General features: G+C 53.4%; 17 protein-coding genes and 1 pseudogene. 5 read left to right on the top strand and 13 right to left on the bottom strand.

Going from position 1 to position 16,523, the window contains the following annotated elements; genetic code table 11:
- The first annotated feature begins 135 nt into the window (after window positions 1-135).
- The 3 genes and pseudogenes from ACRZ9U_RS06265 to ACRZ9U_RS06275 form a co-directional block, all read left to right on the top strand.
- Window positions 136-777: a TetR family transcriptional regulator C-terminal domain-containing protein gene (locus ACRZ9U_RS06265; protein ID WP_170402650.1), complete on the top strand. Its 642-nt coding sequence runs from the start codon at window positions 136-138 to the stop codon at window positions 775-777.
- A 257-nt stretch (window positions 778-1,034) separates the two neighbouring features.
- Window positions 1,035-1,211 carry a hypothetical protein gene (locus tag ACRZ9U_RS06270; RefSeq protein ID WP_170402653.1) on the top strand — a complete coding sequence of 59 codons (177 nt, stop codon included), beginning with the start codon at window positions 1,035-1,037 and terminating at the stop codon, window positions 1,209-1,211.
- A 138-nt stretch (window positions 1,212-1,349) separates the two neighbouring features.
- Window positions 1,350-1,454, top strand: a pseudogene (locus ACRZ9U_RS06275) (nuclear transport factor 2 family protein); the annotation flags it as partial.
- Between the two features lie 45 nt (window positions 1,455-1,499).
- Here ACRZ9U_RS06275 and ACRZ9U_RS06280 read toward each other — a convergent pair.
- The 11 genes from ACRZ9U_RS06280 to ACRZ9U_RS06330 form a co-directional block, all read right to left on the bottom strand.
- Window positions 1,500-2,444: a YHYH protein gene (locus tag ACRZ9U_RS06280; protein ID WP_170402656.1), complete on the bottom strand. Its 945-nt coding sequence runs from the start codon at window positions 2,442-2,444 to the stop codon at window positions 1,500-1,502.
- Window positions 2,445-2,519: 75 nt separating this feature from the next.
- Window positions 2,520-3,458 (bottom strand): 3,5-dioxohexanoate:acetyl-CoA acetone transferase, encoded by a 939-nt coding sequence (gene kce / locus ACRZ9U_RS06285; RefSeq protein WP_170402660.1) that lies wholly within the window; start codon window positions 3,456-3,458, stop codon window positions 2,520-2,522.
- Between the two features lie 4 nt (window positions 3,459-3,462).
- Window positions 3,463-4,491 carry a branched-chain amino acid ABC transporter permease gene (locus ACRZ9U_RS06290; RefSeq protein WP_170402663.1) on the bottom strand — a complete coding sequence of 343 codons (1,029 nt, stop codon included), beginning with the start codon at window positions 4,489-4,491 and terminating at the stop codon, window positions 3,463-3,465.
- A complete protein-coding gene (locus ACRZ9U_RS06295; RefSeq protein ID WP_170402666.1) occupies window positions 4,488-5,351 on the bottom strand; it encodes a branched-chain amino acid ABC transporter permease in 864 nt (287 codons plus the stop codon). The genes ACRZ9U_RS06290 and ACRZ9U_RS06295 overlap by 4 nt, the downstream gene beginning before the upstream one ends.
- A gap of 1 nt (window position 5,352) precedes the next feature.
- Window positions 5,353-6,060: a branched-chain amino acid ABC transporter ATP-binding protein gene (locus ACRZ9U_RS06300; RefSeq protein WP_170402669.1), complete on the bottom strand. Its 708-nt coding sequence runs from the start codon at window positions 6,058-6,060 to the stop codon at window positions 5,353-5,355.
- Entirely contained in the window at window positions 6,053-6,781 is a 729-nt protein-coding gene (locus tag ACRZ9U_RS06305) for an ABC transporter ATP-binding protein (RefSeq protein WP_170402672.1), read from the bottom strand. Before ACRZ9U_RS06305 ends, ACRZ9U_RS06300 begins: the two co-directional genes overlap by 8 nt.
- Before the next feature lie 50 nt (window positions 6,782-6,831).
- Window positions 6,832-8,112 (bottom strand): ABC transporter substrate-binding protein, encoded by a 1,281-nt coding sequence (locus ACRZ9U_RS06310; protein WP_170402675.1) that lies wholly within the window; start codon window positions 8,110-8,112, stop codon window positions 6,832-6,834.
- Window positions 8,078-9,076, bottom strand: a complete 999-nt coding sequence (locus ACRZ9U_RS06315; protein WP_480901446.1) for a 3-hydroxyacyl-CoA dehydrogenase family protein — start codon at window positions 9,074-9,076, stop codon at window positions 8,078-8,080. The genes ACRZ9U_RS06310 and ACRZ9U_RS06315 overlap by 35 nt, the downstream gene beginning before the upstream one ends.
- A 6-nt stretch (window positions 9,077-9,082) precedes the next feature.
- On the bottom strand, window positions 9,083-9,868 hold the full coding sequence (locus ACRZ9U_RS06320) for an SDR family oxidoreductase (protein WP_170402682.1): 786 nt from the start codon (window positions 9,866-9,868) through the stop codon (window positions 9,083-9,085).
- An 11-nt stretch (window positions 9,869-9,879) separates the two neighbouring features.
- Window positions 9,880-10,224, bottom strand: a complete 345-nt coding sequence (locus ACRZ9U_RS06325; RefSeq protein WP_170402686.1) for a cupin domain-containing protein — start codon at window positions 10,222-10,224, stop codon at window positions 9,880-9,882.
- Between the two features lie 61 nt (window positions 10,225-10,285).
- Window positions 10,286-11,122: a cyclase family protein gene (locus ACRZ9U_RS06330; RefSeq protein WP_480707254.1), complete on the bottom strand. Its 837-nt coding sequence runs from the start codon at window positions 11,120-11,122 to the stop codon at window positions 10,286-10,288.
- A 217-nt stretch (window positions 11,123-11,339) separates the two neighbouring features.
- Here ACRZ9U_RS06330 and ACRZ9U_RS06335 point away from each other — a divergent pair, with 217 nt between their 5' ends.
- On the top strand, window positions 11,340-12,086 hold the full coding sequence (locus ACRZ9U_RS06335) for an IclR family transcriptional regulator (protein WP_170402689.1): 747 nt from the start codon (window positions 11,340-11,342) through the stop codon (window positions 12,084-12,086).
- 436 nt (window positions 12,087-12,522) lie between these two features.
- Entirely contained in the window at window positions 12,523-12,792 is a 270-nt protein-coding gene (locus ACRZ9U_RS06340; protein ID WP_170402692.1) for a hypothetical protein, read from the top strand.
- Between the two features lie 565 nt (window positions 12,793-13,357).
- On the opposite strand, the gene ACRZ9U_RS06345 is transcribed toward ACRZ9U_RS06340, so the two are convergent.
- Together ACRZ9U_RS06345 and ACRZ9U_RS06350 are read right to left on the bottom strand one after the other, a co-directional pair.
- The gene (locus ACRZ9U_RS06345) at window positions 13,358-15,901 is read right to left on the bottom strand and encodes a hybrid sensor histidine kinase/response regulator (protein WP_480901449.1); all 2,544 of its coding nucleotides are present in this window, start codon (window positions 15,899-15,901) and stop codon (window positions 13,358-13,360) included.
- Window positions 15,865-16,356 (bottom strand): putative pterin-binding protein, encoded by a 492-nt coding sequence (locus ACRZ9U_RS06350; protein ID WP_170402696.1) that lies wholly within the window; start codon window positions 16,354-16,356, stop codon window positions 15,865-15,867. The genes ACRZ9U_RS06345 and ACRZ9U_RS06350 overlap by 37 nt, the downstream gene beginning before the upstream one ends.
- Window positions 16,357-16,523: the final 167 nt, after the last annotated feature.

Raw genomic sequence — 16,523 nt, forward strand, 5'->3', positions numbered from 1 at the left:
CAATTGTCCATTTAAATCTGGAATTTTTGGACTAGCTGTGTCAACTGATAATTTCGCAACTGGGGATGGCCAATTTCACACTGGCCATTAGAAGACACCGCAAGAGACTGAAAACAAACAGAGCCGCCTGATCCAATGACTGGAAGACGACAAGAAATACGCGAGCGAAACCGCCTTTCCCTGATCGAGGCAGTACTCGACTCGGTTGCAGAAAAAGGGATTTCCGAGACTTCCGTCAGCGAAATCATTCAACGCGCCGAACTGTCCCGCGGCATGATTCACCTTCATTTTGGCGGTAAAGACAATTTGGTTGACGAAGCGGCCCGCTATTCATCCGAACAATACTACAATGGAATTTATGACCTGTTGGAAACGACTGGGCAAACCGGACAAGAACATATTGAGATGATTGTTCGGGGCGACTTGAGTGAAGCCATTCTCAATAAGAAAAATGTTTCCATTTGGTACGCGTTTCGAGGCGAGGCCCGAAACAGAGCGGCAATCGCTGCGTTTTCAGATACCCGCGACGCTAAGCTTCGTAATCTGGTTTTCAACGCTTTCGCTCGAATTGCGAAAGAAGCTGGAACCGAACACCCTAATCAAGTTGCTAGGGATGCTACGCACGGCACACTCGCAATGCTGGAAGGCATGTGGACAGATTACCTACTCCACCCGGATTCATTCGATCGCGACGAAGCAATGAGAATTGTTTTTCGATTTCTGCACGCAATGTTCCCGAAACACTTTGACCTACAAGGGGCCCTTTTGTTTGAGTAAAACTTGCGACAAGCTTTCTTTCTGGCCACTTTAGAAGTGGATAGTATAAGTCTTTCAACCAGCGAGATGGATACATGGAAGTGACACATAATGTTCATTCGAACAGGCTGTAACATTCAGCAAAAAAGCCGCGTACGATCTTCCGGCCGTGGCCTTGACGTTGACCTAACTGCCATCACCAACAGCGGTCTCAGGAACACGGTCGTCTCGAACCAACTAACGTGGCGGTTAGCCAAATTGAGTTTCTGAGAAGGTTCATGGCACAAAACGACGAAATTCTTGCTGCGTCTGAAGAAATTTGTTCGGCGCTGAATAGCGTGTTCAACAAGAATCCGAGACCAATGAGCAGCGTATGGTTACTTAGCCATGGCGTTACAGCGATGCGCCCCAATGGTAGGAGCGAAGTGGGCTTGGATGCTATTTGGATTGCATAGAAGAATGCCGCAGAATTTTTTGAATGTGGGATGGTTGAAATGAAGGAACGCATCATCTTCACATTTGGTCACTTTGTTTATGAAGTTGGGTTAGAAAAAGGGACTTTCCTCCCTTGAAGCAAACGGGTCGAAGTCGCACACAGAGCCACAAACGTATTTCGCCGTATTGGGGGCAGTTGGACGATTGCCCATCACCACACAGACAAATCAGATGGCGCCATCAAAGTTTTTGAGAGCTTGTAAACTTGACTCTAATAGACTTTCGGTGATTGGAAGAGCCAAGACAACTCACCGCCTTTTGTCAAATGACTGGTCAGGTTGTCCGACCAAACAGTTCAGCACCCATGGATAGCTTGTAGTGACATAGTATCCATACTCACCATCCACAATCATGCCATTGCACTCATCCAGGTCGCCAGCCCCGGTGAACTCGTAGTCGTCGATGTATGTCCCGTCCGGAGTGCCACCCGGCCCTTTAGGCGGAGCGGGTCTCGGCGTGGTTTTAAGTTCATAGCCAGAGATCGCCGGTCTAATTTTGCCATCGCTGTCTTTGAATATCGTCCCGTAGATCGGAAAGCCGTCAGCTGCGAAGCCAATAACTGGTGACGGCTTATCAAGGTCGTGATCCAAAAACAGAGCATTTGGATTGGAATGGTAATGATACCTTCCGTCGGGCTGGGCGTGGGCATTGTGAAGATCCACACCAAAATACTGATCGTAGGACGGGGGATCGAGCAGCCAAGGATCCGTGTCTCGACACCCCGCCAAAACGTTGCCATTCTTGTCTGCTCGCGGCCCGCTTGGGCGATAACACCCGGCCGAGAGCAAATCGACCGGCACGCCATTCAACAAAATGGCATCATAACTCCGTTGCGACAGTGCAGTTTGTTTGGGGGCTTTTTCTGGATTTCTGGGAACCCGAAAAGTGCCTGACAATTCCTTTACATCGTTGGCGAAGTTGGCTGTAGGCCCGTTGAAATCATGGTTAGGAATGCCATTGGTCTTAAGAGTACACTGCTGACTATCTGCCGAGATTTCGAGTTCGGAGTTAAAATGTTGCTGGCGGGTGACGTCTTCCACTGAAGCGGAATACACGCCAGCATAGTCCGCGCAATCTGCTGATCGGTTGCTGAGCAAGAGATTGGTAATGTCCCGAGCTGCGTTTTGCGCATGAGCCTGAACCGCCGTAAATCCTGTCAGAAGCGCACTGAATGTCAGAACTTTCAATCGCATGGCTCAAACTCCTTGGGCTTTCGTAAACTCCAAAAAAATGTTGGTCGAAGAAAGTAGTCATTGGTCATCCTACCTTCAGAAAGCGACGCGGTCTCCGCCTTTCAAGTCCAGAATTTCCCTTGCTTCATCAGGGGTCGCGACCTGACTGCCCAAATCTTCTACAATACGTCGGATTTTAACGACTTGCTGAGCGTTGCATTCGGCCAGTTTTCCACGAGAGATAAATAGACTGTCTTCAAGACCGACCCGAAGGTTACCACCCATCTGGCTTGCCGTCGTGGCAAGGGACATCTGTGCTCCACCTGCTCCCAAGACCGACCACCGATAGTCGTCACCGAACAGCCGGTCGGCAGTACGTTTCATGAAGATCAGATTGTCGACTTCGGGTCCAATGCCCCCGAGAATGCCAAAGATGAACTGAATGAAAATGGGTGCCTTAAACAGCCCGATATCCATGCAGAATTTCAGGTTATACAAGTGGCCCACATCGTAGCATTCATGTTCGAACTTGATGTCGTGCGGCGCAAGCGTTTCCGCCGCCTCGCGAATGTCCCGGAACGTATTGCGAAAGATGTTCTGATCGGAGTTCGCGACATAGTCCTTCTCCCAATCAAACTTCCAATCGTCATCGCCATATCGGTGAGCCAGCGGATGAAACGAGAAGTTCATCGAACCCATATTCATCGAGCACATCTCGGGGCTGAAAGTCTTGGCCGGGTTGATCCGGTCTTGAATGGATAATGTCAGCGATCCACCGGTCGATAGGTTCACAACCGCGTCGGAGGCCTGTTTTATGCGCGGCAGGAATGGCGCAAAGTCATTAGGTTCAACCGATGGCGACCCGTCCTCAGGGTTTCGGGCATGCAGGTGTAGGATCGACGCACCGGCCACGGCGGCTTCGATCGCCTGCCTCGCGATGTCATCATAAGTGTATGGCAGCGCCTCTGACATGGTGGGCGTGTGGATTGCTCCTGTTACAGCGCATGTGATGATCGTTTTTTTCTGACGAGCCATGGATTCAGTTTTCCTTGGATTGCCCGATGCGCTTTACGCGATAGCCCAGCGGGAAAAGTTGCAGATCATAGCGGCTACGGATCGCGCCCCAGATGCCTTTTGGTGCCTTGAGCATGACGACAATTGCGACCACGCCGAGAACGATCAGGTAAGTTATTCCTAGGTCGGCCAGCGTTTCGCGCAGCGCAAAGAAGACGAGTGTGCCGATGATCGGTCCTTCGATGGTACCGATGCCGCCGATCACTACGATGAAGATGACGAAGGCAGTCCAATCATTGACGCTGAACGCCGCATCCGGCGATATGCGCAGCTTTTGCAAGAAGATCAGCGCGCCGATCATCGCCGTGAATGCCGACGTGACGACGTACACTATGAACTTCGTTCGCCAGATATCGATGCCAAGGCTACCGGCGGCCAGTTCGTTGTCCCGAATTGCCGTCAACGCCAAACCTTGGCGCGAACGCAGGAAGAGATACACGGCGGTTACAACCAGCACGGCGGCCCCGAGTGCCAGCCAATAGCTCAGCGCCTCACGCATCGCGCGCCCGGACGCCAGTGATTTCACGATGGCAACGGGCAGCGAAGATCCTGACCCTCCACCAAGCGCTGAGATTTGCGCGAAGCTCAGCCGGAAGACTTCAGCGATGACCCAGGTGCCTATTGCAAAATATGCCCCCCGAAGCCTGAAGATCAGGACGGCGACCGGGATCGAGATCAACGCTCCCAGGACCCCTGCGGCTGCGATAGCAACCAATGGATGCAAACCGCCCAGCATCGTCAGTGCAAACAGCATATAGCCGCCGATGCCGACATAGGCCTGCTGACCGACCGACACGAGACCAGCGTAACCCGCCATGAGGTTCCAAAGGGTGGCGAGGGATAGGTAGAGGAAAAGTTCACCCATCAGGCGCATGTCCGCGCGACCTGCCCACCAAGGGGCTGCAATTAAAACAAGCAAGCTGATCGCGGCCAGGATCGCAGCAACGCGGGCTGGTTTCGAAGAACGGGAAACCGAATATTCTTGCAGATTCATCCGGAAACCCTCGGGAACAGGCCGTTCGGACGAACGGCAAGAATGACAAGGAAAGCAATATGGCCGGCCAGCACTTGCCAGCCCGGATCAATCTTGGCTCCGATGGTTTGCGCGACACCAAGAATGACGCCACCAATGAGCGTGCCCCAAAGGTTGCCAAGCCCACCGATAATGACAGCCTCAAAGCCAAAAATCAGGCGACCGCCTCCGATGGACGGGTCAAAGCTTGTCCGAATGCCAAGCAGAATACCGGCGATTGCTGTCACGCCGAGGGCCAGCGCCATGGCCAGTCCAAAGATGTGCCGACGATTGAGGCCCATAAGCTGTGCGATGTCTTGGTTATCGGACACAGCTCGAAATGCACGACCAAGTGCGGTGTGATAGAAAGTCCATTGCAGCCCCCAGATCACCGCAACAGCGATCCCGAAGGTCAAGAGCGGCAGGATGCCAAGCGTCAACCCTCCAACTGCGACGCTGGCAGTTTCGAGTGCACCAGCATCAAGGTCTTGCGGATCAGCGGTGTAGACCTCCAGCAACCCGTTCTGGATAATTACACTAAGCCCAAAGGTCACAAGCAGCGGTGGAAGAATATCGTCGCCCAGAGTTTGGTTCAGCAGGCCGCGTTGAAGGGCATAACCGATTGCCGCCATAGCGGGAACAACGATCACCAATGCGGCCATCGGATGCATCCCCGTCGCGGTCGTCACGGTCAGCCCTAGGTACGCGGCCAGCACAATCAAATCGCCATGAGCAATATTGACGAGCCGCATGACTCCAAAAATCAACGACAGACCTGCGGCAAACAGCGCGTATAGCCCACCCAGCAAAGTTCCCTGCACGATAGCGTTCAGCCATTCCATATTATTCGATCCCGAAATACGCGCGCGAAATGTCTTCGCGCGAAACGGTGTCGGACGCACTTTCTAGCGAAACGCGCCCCTCTTGCAGACAGTAGACCCGGCTTGAAACCGACAGTGCCTTGGTTATGTCCTGTTCGACGATGATTGCGCTCATGCCCTCGCCGATGATGCCGGGCAGCGCTTCGTAGATGTCTTTGATGATGATCGGGGCCAGCCCGAGGCTGATTTCGTCGAAGAGGAGCAGATCGGGATTGGCCATCAACGCGCGCCCGATGGCGACCATCTGCTGCTGACCTCCGGAAAGCGATGTTGAGGCCTGATCTTTGCGCTCATCCAGGATTGGAAACAGGTCGTAGACAGCTTGCAGATCCCAGGGCCCTTTGCGCCCAACCTGAGCACCGATCATTAGGTTTTCTTTGACCGATAAAGACGGAAACAGCTGACGACCTTCGGGCACCATCGCCAGACCTAATTCGGCGACTTCATCTGCGCGAAGGCAGCTGATGTCCCTGCCCCTGTATTGGATCTGCTCCGGTTGGTTCGCAAGCAACCCGGTGATGGAACGCATCAGGGTTGTCTTGCCTGCACCGTTCGCACCGATGATGGCCAGAACCTCGCCCTCGCCGACGTCCAGATCGACCTCATAAAGCGCTTGGAAATCACCATAGTAAGAATTCAAACCGCGTGTCTGGAGGATCGGATCAGGCATCAGCTTCGATCCCCAGATAGATTTCTTTGACTTCGGCGCTTTCCATGATTGCCTGCGGCTCTCCCTCGGCGATCTTCTTGCCAAAGTCGATAACGATCAGGCGGTCAACAACGGCCAGCAGCGCATGAACGACATGTTCGATCCAAATGATGGTAACGCCAGAGGCATGGATATCTTTGATGGTCTGAACCAGTGACTTGCACTCGGCTTCGGTCAAACCACCTGCAATCTCATCGAGCAACAGCAGTTTGGGCTTGGCACACAAAGCACGTGTCAGTTCCAGGCGTTTCCGTTCCAGCAATGTCAAGCTTCCGGCAAGAACGTTTGCCTTGGGCAGCAGCTCTGTCTGGTCCAGAACTTCCAGACAAAACCGTTCTGCCTGATGCCCACGCATGCCAGCTGATTGCGTGGCGGCGATCATCGCGTTCTCAAAAACGGTCATTCCCGAAAATGGCTGCGGGACCTGAAAAGAACGTGCAATACCAGCATGGCTGCGCTTTGCCGCGCTCCATTTCGTAACGTTCTGCCCACTGAATTCTATCACCCCGGAATTTGATTTGAGCGTCCCAGTGATCAGATTGAACATCGAGGTTTTGCCGGCACCATTGGGGCCGATTACCCCAAGCGCTTCGCCTTGTTGGACTTCATAGCTCATAGCATCGGCGACAGTGACTGCGCCAAATGCCTTGCTCAGGTCCTGGAGTTTCAAGATCGTCGTCATGCGTCTCTCGGATAGAGGGTTCGGCATCAAGTTTGGTGCCGAATTCCTGGTCAACCCAGCAGTTTCATGTCTGCTGTCACCGGCACTTCGGGCGCGGTGCTGTTTGCTACGATTTGCAGCTCATAGGCGTCTCCGGACTTCTGCCACTGGCCACCGACCAACGGAGTTTTGGTGACGTTGTTCATCGGCCCATCACCCCAGTTCACCGGCCCCACAATTGTGTTCAGGTTGGTGGATGTGATTGCCGAAATGATCGAAGACGGGTCTTCCAGATCATCAGCCCGTTTGATGACGTCCGCGACGACCTCGAACAGAGCGTGTTTAAAGCCAAGGGGTTGAGTCCAAGGACGGCCCGACTTTGCCGTATAACCTTCGGCAAGGTCCTTCGCAGAAATACCTGTGAGTGAGGACGAGAACGGATGATGCGGTGACCACCAGACCTCGGTCGATAGCCCGTCACCACGGTCACCCAGCGACTCAATGACGGATGGGAACAGAAGTGCCTTGCCAATGGTCACGACCTTGGGGTTGAAGCCTTGCTGGGCGGCCTGGCTCCAGAACGTTGCGAAATCGGGGGGGATCATGTTGCCAGTGACGATTTCGCAGCCAGCAGCCTTGAACGCTGCGATCTGGTTTGAGAAGTCATCGGACAGAGGCTGATAGCGACCGGGATCGGTGAGCGAGTATCCGGCGGCGGCGAGCGGTTTAGGCAGGCCCAGTTCCGCATCGCCCCAAGCATTACCGTCGGCATCGTTGGGGAAAAGACCACCAACTGTCTTGTTCACGCCAGTTTTGTCCCACATATCAAGGAATGCGGCGATCACATCCTCAAGGCCCCAGAAGAAGTGATAGGTGGTTTCAAAACCCTCACCGGGAACGCCGTTGCGACCAAAGAAATACGGCTGCCACGGACAGTCGGTAGTGATGCAGGGAACTTCGTTGATCTCTGCCTGGTCGGCGACAGGGTTCACTGTGTCCGGAGTTGACGCCGCCACGATGATATCAACTTCATCACCTAGGATCAGGTCTGCGGCGACTTCTGCTGCTCGGTTCGGGTTGGACTGGCTGTCTTTCGAGATGATCTCGACATTCCAAGTTTTTCCGTTGTTGTCCAACCCGGCTGAGAACACTTGTTGGATGGCCTGAAGCACGTATTCATCAGCCTCGGCAAAACCAGCCAGCGGTCCGGTGCGCGGGCTGACATTGCCGACACGCAAGGTCGGGTTCGCAGCATAAGCACGCGTCGCCCTCAGGATTGCCGGTGCCGCAATTGCTGCCGTTGCCCCGGCGATGAAACTACGCCTGGTGGCCGTTTTGAATGTCCTTGTCATTGCGTCCTCCCTTCACCGGCCTCCCGCCAGTGTTTGATTGATCTAACAAAGTCTTTTCGAGATTTTTCAGATGTTTCGCGACACGTTGGCGAACCTGATCTGCCTCGCCCTCGGCCCATGTCCTGAACCCTTCGCCGGATTTCATGCCCAGCTTGCCCGCTTCGACAAGCGACTTAAGATAGGATGAAGGGCCCCTTTGTGCCTCAAGATCGTGCAGCACGTTTTCGTGGATATCGAGCGTCAGGTCAGTGCCGACCAGATCCGCGTTCTCCAGCGGACCAAGAACAGCAAGCCTGCGCCCGAAGCTGGACTTGATCACGGTATCGACGGCTTCGGCGTCACAAATACCGTTTTCCACCAGACTGACCGCTTCGCGCCACAACGCATGTTGAAGGCGATTGCCGATAAAGCCGGGCACATCTTTTTCGACCATAACCGGCGTTTTCCCGGCATCTTTCAGCAGATCGAACATCGTCTGTGCGATCTCAGGGTCTGTCCACTGGGTCTTGATGACCTCGACCAAAGGGATCATGTGCGGCGGGTTCCACCAATGGGTTCCCAATGCTCGGTTTTTCAGCCGCAAACCGGACATGATCTGGGTGATTGGCATGACCGAGGTATTCGACGCGAGTATGCAAGTTTCTGGTGCATGCGCCTCGATCTCTGCAAAGATCGCTTGCTTGAGCTCGAGCTTTTCGGGTGCGGCTTCGAACACAGCGTCAGCGTTTCGAACCGCACCTTCCGTAGTCGCAAAGATCTCAATCATCTTGAGGGTTTTTGTGATAGTGACCTCGTCATCCCCCATCGCGGCCATGCTGGCGCGAATGCGATCTGGCACGGTGGCCCGCGCCTCCTCAACGGGATCCGTGATGGCGACGTACTGGCCCGCTTTCGCCAAAGTCAGGGCAATGCCGTGCCCCATAAGGCCCGCGCCAATCACCGCTATTTGCTGCTTCTTGCGCACCATCCGTTAACCCGCCGTATATCCGCCGTCGGCATGAAGGATATGCCCGGTGTAAAAATCAGATGCACGCGACGCGAGAAACAGCAGAGGCCCCGCAAGGTCTTCCGGCTCACCTAGCCGCCCCTTGGGAACACGGGTCAGGAAGCCATCGCGCACTGCCTTCGCTTCGTCGGTGTCTTCGAACATCCAAGCCGTCAAAGGCGAACGGAATACCGTCGGCGCGATCGCGTTGACGGTAATCCCTGTTGGACCCAGCTCACATCCCAAGGCTTTGGTTATCCCGTTCACGGCGGCCTTTGACGCGCAATACGCCGTGTATCCGGCAGGGTGTCCAAGGGTGCTGCGCGCGGAACTGACGAATATGATCTTGCCATATTCGCTTTGCTTCATGTGCGCTGCCGCTGCGCGCGCCAACAGCCAGCTTTGGTTCACGTTGGCGTCCATCACTGCACCAAAGGTTTCCGGCGCCATGTCATTGATCAGAGCAACTTTGTTCATACCGGACGCGACAACGAGAATGTCGAGCTTGCCAAAGGTGTTGACGGCCTCATCAACCAATGCGTCACACGATGCTTCATCGGTCGGTCGGGTATTGATGGTCACGACCGTTGCACCAAGTGCCTCGCACTCTTTGGCAATGCTATCGAGCGCCTCATGGTTTCCCGCCGCCAAAAGAAGGTTGCAACCAGCCCCGGCCAAGACGCGTGCCGCAACCATTCCAAATGCGCCCGAAGCTCCGGTGATCAATGCGACGTTGTCTCTGACGTCAAACATCTTGAGTGGATCAGACATTTTTTTCGTCCTTAGCTTTCTGGCGGATACGGAATGACAACCAGCATTTTGCAGGTGTGGTTGGCACGGTTTTCAATTTTACGCACTTCGCCCGGTGCGATCGTGCAGCTGTCCATGGGTCCAAGACTGGTTTCTGTGCCGTCAACGATAACGGTCATTTCACCCTCCAGAACGATGTAGACTTTCTCAAAAGGCGTAGAGTCCGGCCCTGCGCCACCGCCCGGAAGGAACTGACTGAAGCCGACCCACTGATTTGTCGGCCCGCCTTCTTCAAACCCCTGCAAGCGAAGCCCGTGACATCCGAAGTGGCTCGGTGCTTCGTAAGGTTGGGCGTCCTGAAACCGCTTCAGATGCATGTCCGTCTCCGCTCAGTTGCAATGGCGGCCGCCGGCGAACCGGCGACCGGTCCGTGAGTGTTCAGAAATCTTCGCCAGCCTCGATGCGGTAGGATTGGTTCTTATCGATCATCGCCACCAGTCGGATAATGCAGCCATCGCCGCGGTCCCAATTCCACGGAAAGAACGCGAAGGTACACCGCTTGCCGGTCACCGCATCCAGATCCCCACCGACATTTTCGATGCCGAGAATGCCTTTGGAAAACAGCATATTGTGAACCGGTTCCCACTCAGGGAAATCAACCTCCCATGGCGTGCCGCCTGACCACTCAAGATACTCTTTTTCGAGGTGTGGCATGATCGGACCGTTTCGCTGCGGACCGATGGCAGTTGCCAGCGGGTGATCGTTCGCCTGGGTATCGTGGCCAACGACTTTCACACCTTTCTCGATCATCCACTCGGCAGCAGAAGGAACGAGACCCGGGCAATAAGCAAAATAGTCACCGTCTTCGTACTGCTTATGCCAACCGGTGTTGATGATCAGAACGTCGCCCTTGCGGATTGAGTGCCCGCAAGCCTTCTCCAGATCATCTCCCGTGATTTGCTCCCACTTCTTCTTGGGAACCGAGACTACCAATCCCGAACCGAAGAAATGCGGCAGCGGCACCTCGTCGATGAACGGCGTTCCCTGAACAACATGGGCCGGTGCATCAATATGAGTGGTAACGTGCATCGTCGTCGTAATCGTCTGAGACAACACGCCTGACTTGGCCATGTAGTGCTTTCGGTCGATCTGGACGTCCTTGAAATACGGCCAGTTGGGGCACTGAAACCCGTATCTGTGGCTCAGGTTATAAAACTCAAGCCCCATGTCGTTGTCGGTGTTTGCCTGAAACTCAATGCCACGGATTTCGACCATTGGGCACATCTCCTTTGTTCGCCGACAACGCGGCGGTGTTCGCTTTTCAATTGTCTGGGTGGCCTCCCCACCTGTCCCGTATGATGATGCATACGCACCGCATTATGGTCAACATAAAAACTCACTATACGGTTGACTTGCACCGCATTGTGATACAACACTAAAAAATCGCTAGGTATCCAGAGCTACGATACCAAGGCAGGATGAGGTAGGTTAAATGTCTGAAAAAGCGGATAAAGGTGGCATTCAGGTTATTTCCAGAGCGGCCTCGATTTTGCGTGTTCTGAAAGAAAACCAATCCGGAATGAGCTTGGGAAAAATCGCCGAGCGTGTTGACCTGCCCCGCTCTACGGTACAGAGAATCACAAGCGCTCTTGCCGAGGAAAACCTTGTCATAGCGGATGCAAATGGGGGTGGTTTGAGGCTCGGTCCCGAACTAAGCGCTCTCGCGGGCGCGGCGCAGTACAGCATCGTCGAACACTGCCGTCTGCTTTTGACGGAACTGACCCAAAAGACCGGGGAAACCACAGACCTAGCCGTCATGCGCGGTATCGGCATGGTTTTCTTAGATCAGGTCCCAGGCGTCTATCGATTGACGACCGTTTCGCAAGTAGGCGAGGTTTTTCCGCTGACCACCACTGCAAATGGGAAAGCTTGTCTCGCTCAACTCGATGAAGGAGATGCGACAAAGCTTATTCAGAACGAATGGGAACGGAACGGTATCCAAAGGAATTTGGATGAGTTCCTTTCCGAACTGAATACAGTCCGCGAACAGGGCCTTGCCTATGATTTGGACGAGCATTCTGCTGGTGTATCGGCTATCGGGTTTTCTTTTGTCGACTGGGTGGGAGACCTGCACGCGATCTCAATTCCAGTACCAACGACGCGATTTGCACGGCAAAGAGCAACCATCGAACAAGCGCTAATTGAGACGTCCACAAACATTCATCAAACCTTCCAATAAGCTTGTGAAGCTGACTTGAGGCAGGTTGGGTCTCACGACCGATCTTGTCTGGCAGCCCGCGCTTCCAACGGAAAAAGTTCATACGTTGCAACCAACGGATTGCGGCTAGTTCCGCATGGTCGCGTAGGTTGAAATTCGTCTTGAATCGCAAGTATTGCAACCATTGGATATTTTGTGCCACCATAACGAACCATGAACATAGCAGAGCGGGTGTTATGTGAAGCGATCTCTGGTTGAGTGGTCCGTCCACAGCCTACCGGCCCAATCACCTAACACCACATTGAGCGGCTTTTTCCCGCCCCATTGATCTTGTTCGCTCAGTCCGATATTCAGACCGGCTGCGTTTTCGGCCGTCTATCCGAGCCCAGCCCAAAACCAACGAGCCAACCGATGGAGGGTGCCATGTAGTTCAGAAACTGCATGAAAGGCCAATGACATGGCCCATTACAAACGCAAACGTCCCCGTACCGTACTTGGGAACGGGGACTCACGCCTAGGTCTGAGCCATCGTCTCGGAAAAGACCCGGATGATGTCCGATGGCTTGGCAATTGGCCACGCTTTCACGACATCACCTGTCAAACGCGTCCGACGAGACACAAATCCAAGGCTCTTGCGTTCGGCATCCTGAAAGGCGCTGATCCTGACGACCTAGTCTGGCCCGATGGGCGCAAAGACGCTGCCTTCCCCATCGGGCAACCCTATTAGACAACACCGCGTCCCCGGCTACGCCTGCGGGCCGCACCACTATTGTCGAATAGCATTGCCTCGCCCCCATCCGCGTTCGCCACGTGGCAGATCAGCAGGAACAGGCGCCTTCGGCGTCTGATCTGCAAATCAACCCCAATTTTCCCAAAAGGAAGTCAGGATCAATGAAATCTGTCTAAGTGCTGGATGAAGGAAGTGAGGCGAAAATGGCAAGGTTCTCTCGCTGGTGGCAGAACTATGTGTCGCCTTACAAAAAGTGTCGGGCGACACATAGTTTTGCCATTCAGAGAGGCCTAAGCCATTGATTTTGGGTCATTCGATTTTCGATGGGCGCACAGGTTTTACCATTTGCGACTCAAAGGCTTTCCATCACGTTGGAGCAGTCGAGCAAAAGCTAGACTGAATCTTTATCGCCTTCTTCGGCGCAGATCGTAGGTAAATCTATCAAAATCTCGGCAAGTTCTTGTCTGTTAAGCCTCAGCCGTCCTGCCGATATCGCTTCGATACATCCCGCCAATTCGAGTGCAACTGTGAGAATTGTGGGCCGTAGCCAGCGAATTGAACTTCAACGACAACGTTTGGCTTCGTACTGCAAATCCCTCAAGAAAGTAGCCTTCTCGTCGTCCCATTCCTGCGAAGTGCAGTTTTGAAGGTCATTCAACTTGGACCAAAGGTCGGTTTGCCCGAGTATCGCAGCAGAGCCACATAGTTTATGCGCCGCTTGCCTGTGTGTGTCATTTAACTCATTGGAATTATTGAGACTGTCAATAAGACCAACAACTTCGTTGTTCAATTCCCTGCAGGCTTCACGGAATTTGTCCTCTCCAAATCGAATCCTGAAGTCATTGTCTGGCTCCATAACCTCAACCCTTTGCACCTTCAGAACTTTAGACAGTTCTGACTGTAAAGCCGCCAATGGAACGGGTTTCACCAGCAACCCCTGAAATTCTGCTGCTCGTATGACTTCGTGATCTTTTGGGGCTGCGTGAGCCGTAACTGCTATCGCTGGCAAATTGCCCCACTCGATATTCAGTTCGCGAACTTTTCCGAGTGTTTCGATACCATCGATACCCGGCATGCTGATATCCAACAAAAGTACATCAAATCGCGCGGACCCAAGACGTTCTAAGGCGGCGTAACCACTTTCAGCCTCAGCAACCGAAAAGCCAAGATCTTCAAGCATATCGGTCAAGATCATTCGATTGATTTCATTGTCGTCTACCACCAGCGCTTTCAAACCCTGATAAAGCTCTGCCTGTAGCGCGTCTGTGGAATCCGGTTCGCTCATGACATCAGATCTTGAGGTTGGCAGAGGCAGTCGCATTGTAAACAGACTGCCTTCTCCAAGCACACTATCCGCCGTGATGTCGCCACCCATCGCCTCGACCAATCTTTTGGTAATAGCCAGCCCTAATCCCGTTCCGCTCGTCTCACGTGCAAAGGCGGTATCGATCGTGACAAATTCGTCGAAGATAACGTCCAGATATTCAGATGATATCCCGACCCCGGTATCTGCAATCCGAAACTCAATCAGATCATCATGATGAAGTCGTTCGACTTCGATCGTGACTGATCCATCCCGCGTAAATTCGATTGCGTTACCTAACAGGTTCACCAAGCATTGCTGCAGCGCAGTCCTGTATCCAAGAACGTCGATAAGCTCTTCAGAGAGAACATCGACCTTCAAGTCGTTGCCACGCGCATCTGCATTCGCCGACAGACTGTCGGCAACTTCGTGGACAACCTCCATAACGTCAAAACTTGATCTGTCACGCAAGGCATTGCCTGAACCCAGTCTGGAAAAATCCAAAACATCAGTCACATGAGACAGCAGCAACTTACCCGACACCTCAATAGAACGAAGATACCGCTTTTGTCTGTCCGTCAGATTGCTCTGATCAATCAATGCCGCAGAGCCGAGTATTCCGTTCAACGGAGTACGCATTTCATGGCTCATCACTGTCAACAGATCGGATTTGGCCTGTTCACTTTCCCGCGCCTTGTCTCTTGCAGTGCGCAAGTCTTCCTCGGCTTTGAGTTCCTCAGTTATATCCCGAAGGAATGAGACAAAGACTTGCTCTCCATCCGTTTCAGCTAGCGATATGGACAGCTCCACGGGAAAAGTTTCCTGCGATTTGCGCAAACCCTCTAACCTGACGCGCCCAGCGCCGATTACCTTTTGCTCGCCGGTCTCGAGAAATCGTGTCATGCCTTTTCGGTGCAGGGCGCGCAGGTGTTCTGGAACGATAAGTTCAGCCATATCAGCACCGATTGCCTCGGCCTGACGGTACCCAAAGACATCTTCGGCGGCACCGTTGAATTCAAGAATTCTTCCAGAAGTATCGACCACCAACACCGCATCCAGTGACGAGGTAATGGCCGCTTCAAATCGGTTGCGAGCCGACTGGCTTTGCCGGGCAAACAACTGCCCTTGCCGGAATAATTTGATGAGAACTGCAAAAGCTAAAAGTAGTGCAACGAAAAGTACAACAAGTAATGATGCCATTCGGGTTAGTGTGCTGGCCAACTCAGCACGTCGGGTTGCGTTTTCCTGGGCAAATCCCTGAATACCGCCCAGCGCAATCTCGCGCACTTCAGGTCGCAGTGTTTGAATCTGCGCCCGCAGATCAGGAAGTGCTGCGCGCAGCTGGTCATCCGGACCATCGATCAATGGTGTCAGCCGGGATAGAAAATCTTCAGTGGCTTGCAGGGCTGGTTGCGCGGCGGCACCCCCTCGCAGAAATGAAAACAGCTCGCTACTAAACAGCGTATCCGCTCGGCTAAAAAAGATATCGAAACGGTTGCGTACAGCGGACAAGTCACCATTGGAACGTGATGAAGCGTCAATGACCGAGACTTCGAACCTAAGCAGCTCGACTTCGAGCTGAGACATCAGCCAGCTGACGTTGTCTGTTTTTGCGGTCGAGAGTGCGTCGAGATCTGATTTCACCTCGCGCCCAAGGGAAAGCACGATAGCCAGACTCACAACCAGCAATCCTACAAAGGCAAAAATGGGCCATCTCTTCATGCTCATTAAAGGCGCTTTAGTGTCGATGGCCTTCTCCTCGGTACTTACTGTGCTACGACTTCCAATCGATTGAGTTGCCAAATGCTGCGGGCATAAATTTCTTCGGACTGATAGGCCTCGTTAGCATCGTAAGGGTAAATTATCCACAAAGGTCCTTTGTCGCGTACTGACATCGCCTTGCCATCGCGCAAGTAGGCAACGATCGGGCCACCATCTGTTGCATCACTGGTGGGAATGGTGACGGCGTAGTCATTCAAAGCCACCGCTCGTATGATCCCCTGCTCTGCCTGGACATGGTCCAGAAGCACATCAAGGGAAACTCCTTCAAAGCTCTGCGTACCCTCTGTCCAGATCGTTGTTGTATCGATTGACTTACTGGGCAATGCCTCAAGGGCTTTCCTGTCGAACGTCCAAGTGTTCTTGTTTCCATTGAGACCGACATCGCCCGAGACCGTAAGAAGTACTTCATTCGCATATGCCGCACTCGCAAATGAAATGGCGAGTGCGGCGCAAAGTGATTTTAGAGTTTTGAGCATGCGAGATTGTGTCCGTGAGTAGGTGAACCTTTGTCAAAACGCTTTTGACACAGCCCCGCGAAACGTTCTTAGACGCAATAGAATAGCTCGCTATACTTTAGGATAGTTCAGCGCACCAAAGGTCACACCATCAGCCTAATTTGCGAACTTTCGACGTCCCAAACCAT

The organism is Ruegeria sp. D7 (assembly GCF_056534355.1).